The organism is Pseudomonas sp. R3-18-08 (genome assembly GCF_003852065.1).
Classification (GTDB): domain Bacteria; phylum Pseudomonadota; class Gammaproteobacteria; order Pseudomonadales; family Pseudomonadaceae; genus Aquipseudomonas.
In genome coordinates this window covers 1,163,937-1,179,052 of record NZ_CP027729.1, presented here as the reverse complement: position 1 = coordinate 1,179,052, position 15,116 = coordinate 1,163,937, and the positions used below count along the sequence as shown (strand labels likewise).

Sequence of the window (15,116 nt, the reverse complement as noted above, 5' to 3'; positions counted from 1 at the left end):
CCTGCCCCCTCAGCGTGCGCCGACCACAGTGCCACGGCATTCGCCGAAACCGATGGAGGCAAAGCCTTCGCGGTTGCAGCGCGCACGCAGGATGATTTCATCGCCGTCTTCGAGGAATTTGCGCACCTCGCCGGACGCCAGCTCAATCGGTGTTTTGCCGCCCTCGGTGATCTCCAGCAGGCTGCCGAACTGCCCCGGCTGCGGCCCCGACAACGTGCCCGAACCAAACAGGTCACCGGCCTGCAGCTGACAACCGTTGACGCTGTGGTGCGCAACCATTTGCGCCACGGTCCAGTACATATGCTGGGTGTTGCTCAGGGTCAGGCGATGGGCCGGCAGGTTCTGCTCACGCATCGATGCGGTGGTCAACAGCACTTCCAGCTCGATATCGAAGGCGCCCGCCTTTTGATCGCGAGGGTCCAGCAGGTAGGGCAACGGCTGCGGATCGCCTTCGGGTCGCGGCGGTTGCGCCTTGCGGAACGGCTCCAACGCTTCGGCCGTGACTACCCAGGGCGAGATGCTGGTGATGAAGCTCTTGGACAGGAACGGCCCGAGCGGCTGGTATTCCCAGGCTTGGATATCGCGTGCCGACCAGTCGTTGAGCAGGCAGAAACCGGCGATATGTTCGGCCGCATCGCCGATAGCAATCGCGTCGCCCATGGTGTTGCCCTGGCCGATCCAGATGCCCAGTTCCAGTTCATAGTCCAGGCGGGCGCAGGGGCCGAAGGTGGGCTCGGCCTGTCCGGCCGGCAGTGTCTGGCCCTTGGGGCGGCGCACATCCGTACCCGAGGGACGAATGGTCGAGGCACGGCCGTGATAGCCAATCGGCACGTACTTGTAGTTGGGCAACAGCGGGTTGTCGGGACGGAACAGTTTGCCGACGTTCTGCGCGTGTTCGATGCCGACATAGAAGTCGGTGTAATCATTGATTTTCGCCGGCAAGTGCATCTGGCAATCGGCGGCACGGTGCAACACCTGCGCCTCGCGGGTTTGCAGCTTGCTGCCTTCGGCGAGCAGTTCCAGCAGGCGCTCGCGCAAAGCCACGCGTGGGCCGCGGCCGAGTTCGAAAAAGGCGTTCAACTGACCGCCTGCAGTCGCCTCGACGGCACGCCGCGCTTCACCGTCAAACTCATCCAGGGCCGCGTGCAGGTCAAGGATCGCGTCGCCAATCGCCACGCCACTGCGCGGCGCCGAGCCGTTGATGCTGAACACCCCCAGCGGCAGGTTCTGCAGGGGGAAATCCGCGTGACCGTTGGCGGAGGCCACCCAGCTGCGGGGTTGTGTGGGTTGCGTCATGGGTTATCTCCGATTCGGGTTGAAGGTGGCGGGCAGCGAAGCCCAGCACGCGTCATAAGCGGGTTGCAGTTGCGGGCATTCCAGGGCGAACTGGGTGGGGCGCAGCACTTGGCTGGTTTCGAACATGAATGCCATGGTGTTATCGATCTTGTGCGGCGCCAGGTCCGCGTTGATCGCTTTGGTACAGGTCTCACCGTCCGGGCCATGGGCGCTCATGCAGCTGTGCAGCGACGCACCGCCGGGCAGGAAACCCTCGGCCTTGGCGTCGTAAGCGCCCTGGATCAGGCCCATGTATTCATTCATCAGGTTGCGGTGGAACCACGGCGGGCGGAAGGTGTTCTCGGCCACCATCCAACGCGGCGGGAAGATCACGAAGTCGAGGTTGGCCAGGCCGTGCACGCTGGTGGGCGAGGTCAATACGGTGAAGATCGACGGGTCCGGGTGATCGAAACTCACCGTGCCGAGGGTGTTGAAGCGACGCAGGTCGTACTTGTACGGCACGTTATTGCCGTGCCAGGCGACCACGTTCAGCGGCGAATGGTCGAGCTCGCAGGCCCAGAGTTCGCCGAGGAATTTCTGCACCAGCGTGGTCGGCTGCTTGAGGTCTTCGTAGTGGGCGACCGGGCTGAGGAAGTCGCGCGGATTGGCCAGGCCGTTGCTGCCGATGGGGCCCAGGTCCGGCAGGCGCAGCGGTGCGCCATGGTTTTCGGCGACGTAACCGCGCGCCTGGGCATCGAGCAGTTCGACGCGGAACTTGAGCCCGCGTGGCAGTACCACAATCTCCAGCGGCTCGACCTCCAGCACGCCCAGCTCCGTGGCGATCCGCAAACGGCCCTGTTCGGGCACGATCAACAGTTCGCCGTCGGCATTGAAGAACACGCGCTCCATTGAGCGGTTGGCGCGGTAAGTGTGGATGCTGATGCCTGACGGTTTTTGCGACCCGGCGTTGGCGACCATGCCTACGAGCCCGTCGATAAAGTCAGTCGGCTCGCCTGGGATGTCCAGCGGGTTCCAGCGCAGCCGGTTCGGCGTCACCGCGCCCAGGGGCCCGCCGGCCAACTGCCGCTCCAATTTGCTAAAGGCCGGGTGATTGGCCGATGGCTGGATGCGGTACAGCCAGGTACGCCGGGCTTCGCTGCGCACCATAGTGAACGCGGTGCCGGAGAACAGTTCGGTATACAGCCCGTAGGGCGCTTTCTGCGGCGAGTTCTGGCCGACGGGCAGCGCGCCGGGCAGGGCTTCGCTGGCGAATTCATTGCCGAAGCCCGACAGGTATTCGAGGTTCATGGAGCATCCTCTGGGGGTCAGTTGTTTTTATCGTAATCCAGTTACGCTTAACGTAATTTGATCGCCATGGACCGTCAAGCTATAAAGACGCCCACTCATCTCTCGGATTCTCGCTCCCCCATGGAAAAGCCCCGCGACACCGGTAAACAGAAAGTCCGCTCGGCCGAAGTGGGCACCGATATCCTCAAGGCCCTGGCCGAACTGTCGCCGGCCACTTCACTGTCGCGCCTGGCCGAGCATGTGCAGATGCCGGCGAGCAAGGTCCATCGTTACCTGCAGGCGCTGATCGCCTCGGGCTTTGCTGAACAGAACGCCGCCACCAACCATTACGGCCTGGGGCGCGAAGCCTTGCGTGTGGGGCTGGCCGCGTTGGGTAGCATGGACGTGCTGAAGGTTGGCGCGATGCCCCTGGCGGAGCTGCGCGATGACCTGAATGAAACCTGCTTCCTGGCGGTGTGGGGCAACCAGGGCGCGACCGTGGTGCAGATCGAACCGGCGGTGCGCGCGGTGACGGTGGTGACGCAACTGGGTTCGGTCTTGCCGCTGCTCAGTTCGTCCACCGGGCTGGTGTTCAGTGCGTATCTGCCGACACGGGAAACCGTGGAACTGCGTGAGCGCGAAATCCAGGCCGGCACCGCCCATGCCCTGGCGGATGACCAGGCCTACGCCATCACCTGCGAGCAGATCCGCCACCGTGGCCTGCACTTTGTGCATGGTTTGCTGATGCCGGGGGTGGATGCGTTGTCGGCGCCGGTGTTCAACGCGGTCGGGCAAGTGGCGGCGGTGATGACCGTGGTCGGCCCTACTTCGCTGTTCCACGCCGATGAAGATGGCCCGGCGGCGCAGCGCTTGCTGGCGGCGACCCGGGCCGTGAGTTGGCGCATGGGTTATCAGCCCTGAGTCAGTCGTGCCACTGCGCGAGGGCCACGGCCAGGCGGTTTTCCAGAGCATGGATGCTGGCGGTGTCGCTCAGGTAGTTATTGCTGATAATCGCAAACACCAGTCGCCGTCCTTGGGCATCGGTGAGGTAACCGCTCAGGGACGACACCCCGCTCATGGAACCGGTCTTGCCGTGCAGGTTGTTCTCGGCGGCCGTGGCGCGCAGCCGATAGCGCAAGCTACCGCCGGTCATACGATCGCTGTTGCCGGCAATTGGCAATGCGTTGTACCAGGCATCGAACCACGGCTGTTTGCTTGCGGCCAGCAGCAGGTCGGTCAGGGTTTGCGACGACAGCAGGTTACGCCGTGACAGGCCCGAGCCGTCCACCTGGTTCAAGGTACTCGTATCCACCCCCTGTCGCTTGAGAAACCCGGCCACCGCCGCCACGCCCGCCGCCGCCGTGCCGCTGTTGGCGGTCTTGCGGCCCATGGCCTTGAGCAGGGCTTCGGACATGTTGTTGTTGGAGAGCTTGAGCAGCGGCGTGATCAATTCCTGCAAGGGCGCCGATTGATGCTCGGCCAGCACGTTCGCCGTGGCCGGGCTCGCAGCACCGATCACCCGGCGCCCCATCACCTGGATGCCTTGCCGCGCCAGCGCCTGCTCGAACAGGTTGGCCACCAGTTGCGTCGGCTCCCATACGCTGACCAGTTGCGCACTCTGGGTGCCCGGCACGACCGCACCGCTGAGCTGCAACAGGTTGGTGCCGTGGCGGCGGTTGACGCCATAGGTGTTGCCCGGCCCGCTGAGGGCGCGGTTGCTCAGCTGAAGGTAGTCGGTGGGCGGATAAATCTCGACAGTCACCGGCAGGCCGGTCCGTATCGGCGCCGTGGCCGTGACCAGCACGCTGCCGGCGTCGAAATCGGCATTGGGTGCCACAGTCAGCGCCGAAATCTGCGCGCCGTAATAGGTGGTTTCATCATCCTGGGACCAATCGACCCCCAAGCGTTCGGCGTCGAACCAGGTATCGTCGAACACCAGGTCGCCCTGGACCTGGCGGATGCCCTGGCTGGCCAATTGCGCCGCCAGGGCCTGGTAGTCGGCGAGCTGCAAGGTCGGGTCGCCGAGGCCGCGCAGGTACAGGTTGCCGGTCAGGCGTTCGCCCTGGCGCGTGCCGTCACTGAGCAGCTGCGTGGCGAAGCGGTATTGCGCGCCCAGCACATCCATCGCCGCCGCGGTAGTCAGCAGCTTGAGGTTGGAAGCCGGCACCAACCGTGTGCGTGGGTTGTGCTGGTAGAGCGTGCTGCCGCTGCGGGCGTCGCGCACCATCAGCGAGACGGTGGCGCCATGCAACGCCGGGTCGGCCAACAGTTGGTCGAGCGCCGCTGGGGTGGCGGGGTGTGAAACGCTGGCGCAGCCGCCCAGTAACAAGCTCAAGCCGACCAGCAGCGCGCAGGTGTGTAGCCATCTTCCAAAGTGCATCAGTAGCGTTTCCGTAGGCATCGAATGCCGGCAACGCTAACAGCTCAGGTGTCAATGTGGGAGGGTGCAATCCCCCTCCTCCCACAAAAAAGCAAATCCGGTCAGAAGGTAAGGGTGCTGGACACCGACACCTGCCGCGCATCACCGATGGACACGAACTGGGTGTTCACCGAAGAGGTGTAGTAAGTTCGGTCGAAAAGGTTTTTCACATTGAGCTGGAACTTGACCTTCTGCCCGTCGATTTTGGTGTCATAGCTGGCGAACGCATCGGCCACGGTATAGCTCGGCAATTCGAAGCTGTTGGCCGCATCCCCTGCCCGCTCGCCGACGTAGCGCGCACCGGCACCGACGCGCAGTTGATCGCCACCCAACAGGCTGCCGAAGTCATACACGGCCGACAGCGACGCGGTATTTTTCGCCACGTTTTGCAGGCGATTGCCTTTGAGCGTCGGGTCGTCGGTGACCTCGGCATCGGTGTAGGCGTAACTGCCGATCAGGCTCCACTTATCGCTCAGCTGGCCACTGGCATCCAGCTCCAGGCCACGGGAACGCACCTTGCCCGCCACGCTGTAGACCGAGGTCAACCCCTCGCCCACCTGCACCAGTACGTTGCGCTTATCGATGGTGAACAGCGCCGCGCTCGCGGTGATGCGCCCCGGCAGGTCGAACTTGGTACCCAGCTCCCAGGCCTTGGATTCTTCCGGCTGCAGGCTGCCCTCCAGCACCGTTTTGTTGGCCAGCGGCGCAATGGTGGAGTTGGGTTTGAACGACTCGGTGTAGCTGCCGTAGAACGACAGTTCGTCGGTGTAGCGGTACACCAGCCCGGCACGCGGCACCCACTTCTGGCCGTTGCCGTCGGTGTTGGCAGTGAACGGCACGCCTTTACCGGCGTATTGGTCGTACATCTGGTAGCGCGCGCCGCCCACCAGGATCCACTGGTCGTTCAGGTGCAGGGCATCCTGGAAGAACAGCGAATCGCTGCGCAGCAGATCGGTCTGGTTGCTGTCCGGCGCGCTGACGTTGGAGCCCGCCACTTCGTTGCCGTAGACCGGATCGTTGTAGTTGAAAATGCCGCGTGGCGCCTGGCGAATCAGCTCGGCGCGGTGGATTTTGCGGTATTCATCGTCCAGCCCGAACACCAGGTCGTGGCGCATGCCGGCCACGTCGACCTTGCCTTCAAGGCTGGCGGTGGCGAAGCGGTCAGTGGTCAGCGCGCCCTGGGTGCCATCCATGCTGCGGGTGAGGGTGCCGTTGGTGTTGACCTTGACCACGCGCACCTGGCTGGCGTCATAGGTTTCACGGTTCCAGCTGTAGCCGAAGTGGGCTTTCCAGTCGTCGTTCAGGTCGTGGTCGACGGTCAGGCGGTACAGGTCGGAGCGGCCTTCCATATCGTTGAACGGCTCATCCAGGCGGCGCGTCGCAGGGATATTCAGCGGGTGATTGGTTTTTGGATCGATGGCCGTGCCGCGGTCGAACGGCGACAGAAACTCGCGGTGCTCATAGGCGAACACCACTTGGGTCGCGTCGCCATACCAACCCAGCGACGGCGCCACCAGGGTTTCACGGTGGGTGCCGTAGTTGCGCCAGTAGTCTTCGTCTTCATGGTCGACGATCAGGCGATAGGCCAGGCCGCTGTCGCCAATCGGGCCGGTGGTGTCCAGGCTGCCGCCACTGCCATTCTTGCCGCTGCCGAAGGTCGAGCCGCGCGCGGTCAAGGACGTGGACTGCACCAACTCGGGCTTTTTGCTGACGATGTTGACCACGCCGCCCGGGTCTTGGATGCCGTACAGTAACGACGACGGCCCCTTGAGCACTTCCACGCGGTCGGCGGTGGCGTTCAACGCACGGCCCTGCACCACCGGCATGCCGTCCTTCATGATCGAGCCATTGCGGTTGTCACCGAAGCCGCGCAGCATCACCGCGTCCTGGGTGCTGCCGAGGGTGTTGGACTGGGTGATGCCGCTGATATTGCCCAGCGCGTCATCCAGGTTGCGCGGTTGTTGATCGCGCAAGACCTGGGCGGGTACCACGTTGACGGTTTGCGGGGTTTCCAGCAGCAGGCCCTGGGAGCGCATCACCGAGCTGGTCGGCGGCGGCTGGTAGCTGGTGCTGTCCTGGCCAGGGCTGGCGGCGCTGATGGTGGTGGCGCCGAGATTGACCGCGCCGTCGGCGGGCAGCGGTTCCAGCGCCAGGGTACGGGCGTCGATCTGGCGGAAGGTGAAGCCGGAGTTGCCCAGCAGGCGTTGCAGCGCCTGGGTCGCGCTCATCTGCCCGTTGAGCGCCGGGGCGTTGAGGCCGTAAGGCGCTTCATCGGTATAGATCACGCTGATCCCGGTGACCCGGCTGAAATCACTCAGCGCCTGGGGCAGTGGTTTGGCCGCCAGAGCAAACGTGAACTGGGCGCTTTGCTGTTCCTGCGCCTGTGCCACGGCCAGGGGCAGCAGCGCCAGCGCCGAGACTGAAAATACCGAGGCTCCCAGCCACTGTTTGACCCTACCGCCCGCCGTCGATTTCATGCTGTGAGCACCCGTGTAAAAACGCTGTTAATGCGAATTGATCGCAGTTTCAAGCACTACACGGATGGGCGAACGGTTTACCTCACCCTTGTTTGCAAATATTTTGTTATTGCGCCTGATGGAAACCTGTCAGTCAGCCTGATGAACCACTGGTCGCCAGGCACTCCTTGGCGCTCTTCTTCAATTTCTTGATCAGGCGTTCCTGGCGCAGTGCTTCGCCTTTGCTCGCACATTGCTCGGTATACACCAGCGCAACGGCGGGGCTGGAGAGGAAAAACCGCGCGCCCTTGCCGCTCTGATGCGTGGCGAACCGGCGCACCGGGTCATTGCTGATGCCGCAATACAGCGAGCCATTGGCGGCGCGCACCAGGTAGACGAACCAGGGTTTGGATTCAGGCGTGTTCACGACGGAATTCGGCACTGTACAGAAGCACCCAGCTTATCAACGACCGGCCTGGAATGCCTTCAAACCTTTGCGCGCCTGGGCGCGTACGGCGTTTTTCACCAAGGGCGTCCAGCCCAGTAACAGGCCCTTGGTGCCCAACGCCTGGCGCGACCAGCGCCACAGGTCGAAATGGTCGTGATGCTCGCAAATCCTGCCGTCACGAAACACGAAGCGCGCCTGAATATCGTTGACCACCGTATTGCCGGTCGCGCTGAACAGGTAGGTCGCCACCCAGTGCGCGCTGCCCGCGTTGCCCTCGCTGCGCACGTTGTCAAAGGTCAGGGAAAAATCCTTGGCCCGAGTGGTGAGCATGCGCCACATGTCGCCGGCGTCCTGCCCGCGCAGTTCGCCGAAGGCCGGATCGCTGAACACCACGTCCTGGGTATAACAGGCGGCCATGGCTTCGGCATCCAGGCGCTCAAAGGCGCTATAGAACTCAGTGATCAGGGCGTTATGGACATCACTCATGGGCAGTTTTCGCAGGATGAACAGGGATGCCGAACGATAGTCCGCGTAACACGAGAATGCCATTGCTTTCTACGGCACCATTCCCGTATCGCGCGCATAAGCAAACAAATCGACATCCGTCGAAATACTCAAACGTTGCATGGCCGTGCTTTTCTGCTTGCTGATGGTGGAAATACTGCGGTTGACCTGTGCCGCAATCTGGCTGACTGTCATGCCGCTGGCCAACATTCGCACCACCTCGCGCTCCTTGTCGGACAACTTAGGCTGCCCGGACTGGTCGCCCACCCCCGACTCCACCAACTGCAAGCGCAGGGATTCGCTGGTGAAGGTCTGGCCCGCACACACGGCCTTGATCGCCTGGGGCAACTCCTTGGCCGAAGCACTCTTGGCGACCACGCCGCGCACACCATGGGAAAAAGCTGCACGCAAGATGGCGATGCTGGCGAACATCGTCACCACAATCACCGGCACCTGCGGATACTGGCGGTGCAGCAGGCCCAACAAACCGTAGCCATCGGCCTGCTGGCCGCCTGGCATGGCGAAATCCGTGACCAGCACGTCGCACGGGGTTGTGCTCAACACGTCAAGCAACTGATCAGGACCGTCGGCCTCACCGACCACTGTGCATCTTCCATTCGCCTCGATCACGACCCTTTGCCCGATGCGAACAATAGGGTGATCGTCAGCAATAATTACTCGAAGCATAGGTACCCACGAATGACTGCAACTTGAATCAGCGCAAAATACCTCCGCCAGCAATCATCAACAACAGCTAACAAAGCGTGACTTGCAGCCATGCCCAATGTTCTGTACTAGCTAAATTTTTGCCTACAAAACAACAGGAAAACACCTACAGTCAAAACCAGCTCACTCGGAAACGAAAAGCCCTTGCAGGCGCGGATTCAGAGACGGGCCAGGTATTCGAGATAAACGCACAAACGTGCCTGGAACAGCTCCAGTTGCACCGAGTGGGAAGCAACATCGCCGGACTGGACCTGCTTGATCAATTGCGTGGCAGTGGACTCAAGGTCGCTGCCGCCCAGAAATACCAGGCTACCCACCAGGCGATGCAGGCGCTCGGCAGCCAGTGAGGCGTTCAGCGTTGAACGGGCGTGGCGCAAGACGCGATAGTCTTCCCAGGCTTCCACCAGCAGGCCTTCGAGCAGCTGATCGACGATCGCGTCGCTGCCAAACGTCGCGACAAGCGTGTCACGGGTTGGCCAGCCAGGGGCTGGCGCAGTCTCCTGGCCGGCTTGCGGAGCATCACTGCCAGGCAGCCAGTGCAGCAGCACGGCGTGCAATTGTTCCAGGGTCAGTGGCTTGAGCAGCCAGGCATCCATGCCCGCTTCGCGACAGCGCCGGGGGGTATCGCTTTGCAGATTGGCGGTCAAGGCAATGATCGGTACTCGCCTCAATCCGTGGTCGTGCTCATGCTGGCGAATGGCGCTGGCCATGCTGTAACCATCCATAAACGGCATCTGGCAATCGCAGATCACCAAATCAAAGGGCCGGCGGGTAAACGCCTCCAGCCCCATGAACCCATCGGTGGCCAACTCGTACCCCAGGCCCAGCTTCTGCAACATCCAGCCCAACAGCAGCCGGTAGGCTGAATGATCTTCCACCACCAGGATATTCATGTGCCGCCAATGAAGCGGGGGGACAACCGGCGGATCTGGTTTGCGGCTCGCTCCTGGGGTTGAACCTTGCGGCGAAACCATCACTCCCTCTCCATGGCTATTGATCCAGCGGCAACCTGTGACACTGATGCAATCGCCATGAGGGCCCAGTGCAGGAATGATTGCCTAATCCTGTTGGGCGTTATCGACCAGAAACAGATAACCTTTTGAGTGATTGAAAGCCGATACAACAACTACGAAAAAGCCACCATCCACTGGCAGCGCACTGGAGTGGCGTGCCATGCAGGCACTGTCGAAAGTGTCTGCCTTCAGACTTTCTCGCTGGTGACGTTTACGTAGCGTGCACGGCCGGCGCCAAGGCCCGCGATAATTGCGCCGAGTCCGATCACGGCGAAGATCCAACCGATCGCCGTCCAGCCGCCAGTCCAGTCATGCACCAGGCCGACCGCAAACGGGCCCATCGACGCGAGGGTGTAGCCAATGCCCTGGGCCATGCCTGACAGGTTGGCGGCGACATGGGAATCCCGGGAGCGCAGCACGATCAGGGTCAGCGCCAGGCTGAAGGTGCCGCCCTGCCCCAGGCCCAGCAGAATCGCCCAGCCCCATAGGCCATCGAGTGGCGCGTACAGGCAACCGAACAGACCGCCGAGCGTCAGCAGCATCACCACCACGATTGCCAGGCGCTGGTCCTTGCCGCGTGTGGCCAGCCACGGCGCGGCCAGGGAACTGAACAACTGCAGGATGATCGAGCCCGACAGCGCCAGCCCGGCCTCGGTGGCGCTCAAGCCGCGACCGATCAGGATCGATGGCAACCAGCCGAACACGATGTAGGCCAGGGAGGATTGCAGGCCCATGTACACGGTGACCTGCCAGGCCAGCGGGTCGCGCAGCAAGCCCTTGACCCGGTAAGCCGCCTGATGGGCGCTGTGTTTCTGGCCGACCTGAGGCAACCAGAACAGCGCCGCCACCAGGGCCGGGACCATCCAGAAGCCCAGGCCGATGGCCCAACTGCCCGCGAAATAATGGCTCAAGGGCACGGTCGCGCCAGCAGCCAGGGCCGCGCCCAGGCACAGGGCCATGGAGTAGACACCGGTCATGGCGCCGGCCTGCCTGGCGAAATCACGCTTGACGATGCCCGGCAGCAACACACCGATGATGCCGATGCTCGCACCGGCCAGCAGGCTACCGGCGAACAGCCCGAATTCCCCGAGAGAACTGCGCAGGATGATGCCGCCGGTGAGTGTCAGCAGAATCCCCAGGACCACGCGCTCGGCGCCAAAACGCCGGGCCAGGATCGGTGCCAGCGGCGCGAACAGCCCCAGGCACAGCACCGGCAAGGTGGTCAGCAAACCGGCCCTGGCCCCCGACAAACCCAGGCTGGCGGACACTTCGCTGAGCAGCGGCGACAGGCTCGACAACGCCGGGCGCAGGTTCAGCGCCACCAGGACCAGGCCGAGCAGTAACAGCCACGGCCGGCTGACCACCGGCTCGTGCTGCTGGACCAGCTCGTCGTCGGCTTCGGCATCGATCAGCAGTTCTTCCAGTTCGGTTGCACGTTGCTTGTTTGGGGCTTCAAGGTTCATTGATCAACTGCCGGCAGAGGGATTTGGCGCGTTCCGGGTCTTGGTGTTCCACGGCGTCGAGCAGGGCGATATGCAGGTCGAACACGGCCTGACGACGCGGCGAGGTGTTCAGGGTCTGGCGCAGTTGGGCGCCGACGATGCTTGAAAAATAAAGGTACAGCTCGCTTAGGGCTGGGTTGTGCGCCGCGTCCACCAAGCGTTGGTGGAACACCAGGTCGGCGCTGATGTAGGCCTCCAGTTCACCGTGATACAACGCGGCGCTGGCCTGGAGGGCTTGGCGTAGCGCGATGAGGTCGTCATCGCTGCGGCGCAACGCCGCGAGCCCGATGGCTTCCACTTCGAGGATCTGCCGCGTTTCCTGCGCCTGTTCCAGCGAGCAATGGGACAACGCACGCATCGCCCCCAGCGGGTCGGTCATCGAACGCAAATAGCTGCCATCGCCCTGGCGGATTTCGATCAAGCCGGAAAACGCCAATACACGCATGGCCTCTCGTACGGTGTTGCGGCTGATGCCCAGCTCGGCAGACAGCTCCGGTTCGGTGGGCAGGCGTTCGCCGATGGCCCATTTTCCTTCGGTTATGCGCCAGCGCAACTGCTCCAGGGCCTGGTCCACCAGGGAGCGTTTGATCAACGGGGCGATGTCTGTCATGAGCTTTACGCTTTCGTCCAATCATAGGATGAATTTTCCTACAGCCTATTCGGAGTTGCCTACAAAGGCAACGCACTAGGATTTTCAGGCAGGAAAAAGAACAGAATTTTCGATTGGTAAAATTACCCTCAGAGGGTAATTATTGGACTCAGGTGTCTTATGGAAAAGTACACACCTCATTACGATCTGGCGGTGATCAAGGCGGATGTCAGGCGGCTTGGAGGCCGGGCATTTACGCTCGCAGCAAAGGAAACAGGTGCGCGGATCGGCCTGAACATCAACGAGATGCAAGAGGTCGTTTTCGAGTTACAAAACAGGATGTTGTACAAATCGATGACCACGTATGCCGATCACCGGGTGTGGCAGGACGTGTACCACATCAGTTCACATGGTCAGGAGATTTACATCAAGGTCACTTACTGCACAGCCGGTAACCCTCCAGTGATCTCCTTCAAGAAGAAGAACTCATGAAAACTCAACATTGCTTCATTTGCGGTGCACCCGACGCCATGACGCGCTTTGAAAGCCGCAGCGAAACTATCCGTGTCAAAGGTATGGAACGGCGTGTCGATGACCTGTCTGGTTGGGAATGCCAACTGTGCGGCGACGGCATGCATGACCCTGACTGCTCCGACCGTTATAGCGCGGCCAGCGATGAACTCGTCCACGCCGCACGGACAATGATCGGCAGCGAGATGAAACGTATCCGTCGCAAGCTGCACCTTACGCAAAAAGAAACCGTGCAACTGTTGTCCGGTGGCGGTCACAACGCTTTTTCACGTTATGAGCGCGGCGAGCTTCTGCCACCGAAGCCACTGGTTCTGTTGATGCGATTACTGGATCGTTACCCACATTTGCTCGCCGACGCCAAGGTATTGGCCGAAGGCGCTGACCTGCGGGGCTTCACTCATACCGTGAACACAGAGCAGGAGGCGCTCAAGGCTTCCTGAACAGACAAAAATAAACCCGGCCATGCCGGGTTTATTTTTTTCAAACATCCATCAATGCAGAATCTGGCTCAAGAACAACTTGGTCCGATCATTCTGCGGGTTATCGAAGAAGTCATTCGGCGCCGCCTGTTCTACGATCTCGCCCTTGTCCATGAAGATCACGCGATTGGCCACGGTGCGGGCAAAGCCCATTTCGTGGGTCACGCACAACATGGTCATGCCGTCTTCGGCCAGGCCGATCATGGTGTCGAGTACTTCCTTCACCATTTCCGGGTCGAGGGCCGAGGTCGGCTCATCGAACAGCATGATTTTCGGCTTCATGCACAGCGCGCGGGCAATCGCCACGCGCTGTTGCTGGCCGCCGGACAGTTGCCCCGGAAACTTGTGGGCCTGCTCCGGAATGCGTACGCGCTCAAGGTAGTGCATGGCGATTTCTTCGGCCTTGCGCTTGGGCATCTTGCGCACCCACATCGGCGCCAGCGTGCAGTTCTGCAGGATGGTCAGGTGCGGGAACAGGTTGAAGTGCTGGAACACCATGCCGACTTCACGGCGGATCGCCTCGATCTGCTTGAGGTCGTTGGTCAATTCCACGCCATCGACCACGATGCGGCCCTGCTGGTGTTCTTCCAGACGGTTGAGGCAGCGGATGGTGGTGGACTTGCCCGAACCCGACGGGCCGCACAGCACGATACGCTCGCCCTGCTTGACGTTGAGGTTGATGTCTTTCAACACATGGAACTGGCCGTACCATTTGTTGACGCCCTGCATCTGGATAATGCCTTCAGGGCTCACAGGCTGTTTGATCGCTTCGCTCATCACATCAACTCCTAACGCTTGTGGCCTGTGTCGAGCTTGTGTTCCAAATGAATGGAATAGCGCGACATACCAAAACAGAAAATCCAGAACACCAGGGCGGCGAACACATAGCCTTCAGTGGCCATGCCCAGCCATTTCGGGTCGGCGGCGGCTTGCTTGACGCTGTTGAGCAGGTCGAACAGGCCGATAATGATCACAAGGCTGGTGTCCTTGAACAACGCGATAAACGTGTTGACGATGCCGGGGATCACCATCTTCAGGGCTTGCGGCAGAATCACCAGGCCCATCGAACGCCAGTAGCCGAGGCCCATCGCTGCGGCCGCTTCGTACTGGCCCTTGGGAATCGCCTGCAAACCACCGCGCACCACTTCAGCCACATAGGCCGACTGGAACAGGATCACGCCGATCAGTGCGCGCAGCAACTTGTCGATGCCCATGCCTTCGGGCAGGAACAACGGCAGCATCACCGAGGACATGAACAGCACGGTGATCAACGGCACGCCGCGCCAGAATTCGATGAAGGTCACGCAGACCACACGAATGGCCGGCATGTTCGAACGCCGTCCCAGCGCCAACATGATGCCCAGGGGCAAAGCGCCGGCGATGCCGACGGTGGCGATCACCAGGGTCAGCATCAGGCCGCCCCATTGGCTGGTCGCCACGTTGGTCAGGCCGAAGATCCCGCCATGCAGCAGGAAGAACGCGATGATCGGGTACAGCACCAGAAAGCTCAGGCCGTAGACCGCCTTGCGTTGAAAACGCGAGATGAACAACGGCGCCACGCCGACGATGGCCAGCCATACGGTGAGGTCCACGCGCCAGCGTAGGTCGCCGGGGTAGTAGCCGTACATGAACTGCCCGAAGCGCTGTTGGATGAACACCCAGCAGGCGCCCTCCTTGGTGCAATCGGCGCGCGTGGTGCCGACCCAGTTGGCGTCGATGATCGCCCAGCTCAGAATCGGCGGCACCACCAGGTAGATCAGGTAGAACGCCAACAAGGTCAGCAGGGTATTGAGCCAACTGGAAAACAGGTTGGCGCGCATCCATGCCATCGGCCCGAAGACTTTGCTCGGCGGCGGCATATCAGGTTTGAACGTATGCGAACTCATG

At 61.8% G+C, this 15,116-nt stretch carries 15 protein-coding genes; 3 read left to right on the top strand and 12 right to left on the bottom strand.

The window, feature by feature from the left end:
* Nucleotides 1-9 precede the first annotated feature (9 nt).
* On the bottom strand, nt 10-1,296 hold the full coding sequence (gene fahA, locus C4J92_RS05315) for a fumarylacetoacetase (protein WP_124403166.1): 1,287 nt from the start codon (nt 1,294-1,296) through the stop codon (nt 10-12).
* 3 nt (nt 1,297-1,299) lie between these two features.
* The gene (gene hmgA / locus C4J92_RS05310; RefSeq protein ID WP_124403165.1) at nt 1,300-2,583 is read right to left on the bottom strand and encodes a homogentisate 1,2-dioxygenase; all 1,284 of its coding nucleotides are present in this window, start codon (nt 2,581-2,583) and stop codon (nt 1,300-1,302) included.
* 120 nt (nt 2,584-2,703) lie between these two features.
* On the opposite strand from hmgA, the gene C4J92_RS05305 reads away from it, so the two are divergent.
* Entirely contained in the window at nt 2,704-3,483 is a 780-nt protein-coding gene (locus C4J92_RS05305) for an IclR family transcriptional regulator (RefSeq protein ID WP_124403164.1), read from the top strand.
* A gap of 1 nt (nt 3,484) precedes the next feature.
* Here C4J92_RS05305 and dacB read toward each other — a convergent pair whose 3' ends face one another.
* From dacB to C4J92_RS05265, 8 genes are all read right to left on the bottom strand, one after another.
* The gene (gene dacB, locus C4J92_RS05300; RefSeq protein ID WP_124403163.1) at nt 3,485-4,942 is read right to left on the bottom strand and encodes a D-alanyl-D-alanine carboxypeptidase/D-alanyl-D-alanine-endopeptidase; all 1,458 of its coding nucleotides are present in this window, start codon (nt 4,940-4,942) and stop codon (nt 3,485-3,487) included.
* A 101-nt stretch (nt 4,943-5,043) separates the two neighbouring features.
* Nucleotides 5,044-7,458: a TonB-dependent receptor gene (locus tag C4J92_RS05295; RefSeq protein ID WP_124403162.1), complete on the bottom strand. Its 2,415-nt coding sequence runs from the start codon at nt 7,456-7,458 to the stop codon at nt 5,044-5,046.
* Between the two features lie 133 nt (nt 7,459-7,591).
* Entirely contained in the window at nt 7,592-7,864 is a 273-nt protein-coding gene (locus C4J92_RS05290; RefSeq protein ID WP_124403161.1) for a GIY-YIG nuclease family protein, read from the bottom strand.
* Nucleotides 7,865-7,900: 36 nt separating this feature from the next.
* The gene (locus C4J92_RS05285; RefSeq protein ID WP_124403160.1) at nt 7,901-8,371 is read right to left on the bottom strand and encodes a nuclear transport factor 2 family protein; all 471 of its coding nucleotides are present in this window, start codon (nt 8,369-8,371) and stop codon (nt 7,901-7,903) included.
* A gap of 69 nt (nt 8,372-8,440) precedes the next feature.
* A complete protein-coding gene (locus tag C4J92_RS05280) occupies nt 8,441-9,076 on the bottom strand; it encodes a response regulator transcription factor (protein ID WP_124365922.1) in 636 nt (211 codons plus the stop codon).
* 197 nt (nt 9,077-9,273) lie between these two features.
* Nucleotides 9,274-10,008, bottom strand: a complete 735-nt coding sequence (locus tag C4J92_RS05275; RefSeq protein WP_256657456.1) for a response regulator — start codon at nt 10,006-10,008, stop codon at nt 9,274-9,276.
* Nucleotides 10,009-10,316: 308 nt separating this feature from the next.
* A complete protein-coding gene (locus tag C4J92_RS05270) occupies nt 10,317-11,591 on the bottom strand; it encodes a CynX/NimT family MFS transporter (protein WP_124403158.1) in 1,275 nt (424 codons plus the stop codon).
* A complete protein-coding gene (locus C4J92_RS05265; protein ID WP_124403157.1) occupies nt 11,581-12,240 on the bottom strand; it encodes a FadR/GntR family transcriptional regulator in 660 nt (219 codons plus the stop codon). Before C4J92_RS05265 ends, C4J92_RS05270 begins: the two co-directional genes overlap by 11 nt.
* A gap of 159 nt (nt 12,241-12,399) precedes the next feature.
* Between C4J92_RS05265 and C4J92_RS05260 the strand changes: the two genes are divergently transcribed.
* Both C4J92_RS05260 and C4J92_RS05255 read left to right on the top strand, forming a co-directional pair.
* Nucleotides 12,400-12,711 (top strand): type II toxin-antitoxin system MqsR family toxin, encoded by a 312-nt coding sequence (locus C4J92_RS05260; protein WP_124403156.1) that lies wholly within the window; start codon nt 12,400-12,402, stop codon nt 12,709-12,711.
* On the top strand, nt 12,708-13,190 hold the full coding sequence (locus C4J92_RS05255) for a type II toxin-antitoxin system MqsA family antitoxin (RefSeq protein WP_124403155.1): 483 nt from the start codon (nt 12,708-12,710) through the stop codon (nt 13,188-13,190). The genes C4J92_RS05260 and C4J92_RS05255 overlap by 4 nt, the downstream gene beginning before the upstream one ends.
* Before the next feature lie 51 nt (nt 13,191-13,241).
* Here the strand turns inward: C4J92_RS05255 and C4J92_RS05250 are convergent, their stop codons facing one another.
* Nucleotides 13,242-14,006 (bottom strand): amino acid ABC transporter ATP-binding protein, encoded by a 765-nt coding sequence (locus C4J92_RS05250; RefSeq protein WP_003171943.1) that lies wholly within the window; start codon nt 14,004-14,006, stop codon nt 13,242-13,244.
* Nucleotides 14,007-14,017: 11 nt separating this feature from the next.
* Nucleotides 14,018-15,115, bottom strand: coding sequence for an amino acid ABC transporter permease (locus tag C4J92_RS05245; protein WP_124361406.1), 1,098 nt, complete (start codon nt 15,113-15,115; stop codon nt 14,018-14,020).
* Nucleotide 15,116 lies beyond the last annotated feature (1 nt).

Coding starts and splice junctions, on each gene's coding strand:
- dacB (WP_124403163.1), bottom strand. CDS start 4,942: ATGCACTTTGGAAGATGGCTACACACCTGCGCGCTGCTGGTCGGCTTG.
- C4J92_RS05250 (WP_003171943.1), bottom strand. CDS start 14,006: ATGAGCGAAGCGATCAAACAGCCTGTGAGCCCTGAAGGCATTATCCAG.
- hmgA (WP_124403165.1), bottom strand. CDS start 2,583: ATGAACCTCGAATACCTGTCGGGCTTCGGCAATGAATTCGCCAGCGAA.
- C4J92_RS05255 (WP_124403155.1), top strand. CDS start 12,708: ATGAAAACTCAACATTGCTTCATTTGCGGTGCACCCGACGCCATGACG.
- C4J92_RS05265 (WP_124403157.1), bottom strand. CDS start 12,240: ATGACAGACATCGCCCCGTTGATCAAACGCTCCCTGGTGGACCAGGCC.
- C4J92_RS05305 (WP_124403164.1), top strand. CDS start 2,704: ATGGAAAAGCCCCGCGACACCGGTAAACAGAAAGTCCGCTCGGCCGAA.
- C4J92_RS05270 (WP_124403158.1), bottom strand. CDS start 11,591: ATGAACCTTGAAGCCCCAAACAAGCAACGTGCAACCGAACTGGAAGAA.
- C4J92_RS05260 (WP_124403156.1), top strand. CDS start 12,400: ATGGAAAAGTACACACCTCATTACGATCTGGCGGTGATCAAGGCGGAT.
- C4J92_RS05275 (WP_256657456.1), bottom strand. CDS start 10,008: ATGAATATCCTGGTGGTGGAAGATCATTCAGCCTACCGGCTGCTGTTG.
- C4J92_RS05280 (WP_124365922.1), bottom strand. CDS start 9,076: ATGCTTCGAGTAATTATTGCTGACGATCACCCTATTGTTCGCATCGGG.
- fahA (WP_124403166.1), bottom strand. CDS start 1,296: ATGACGCAACCCACACAACCCCGCAGCTGGGTGGCCTCCGCCAACGGT.
- C4J92_RS05295 (WP_124403162.1), bottom strand. CDS start 7,458: ATGAAATCGACGGCGGGCGGTAGGGTCAAACAGTGGCTGGGAGCCTCG.
- C4J92_RS05245 (WP_124361406.1), bottom strand. CDS start 15,115: ATGAGTTCGCATACGTTCAAACCTGATATGCCGCCGCCGAGCAAAGTC.
- C4J92_RS05285 (WP_124403160.1), bottom strand. CDS start 8,371: ATGAGTGATGTCCATAACGCCCTGATCACTGAGTTCTATAGCGCCTTT.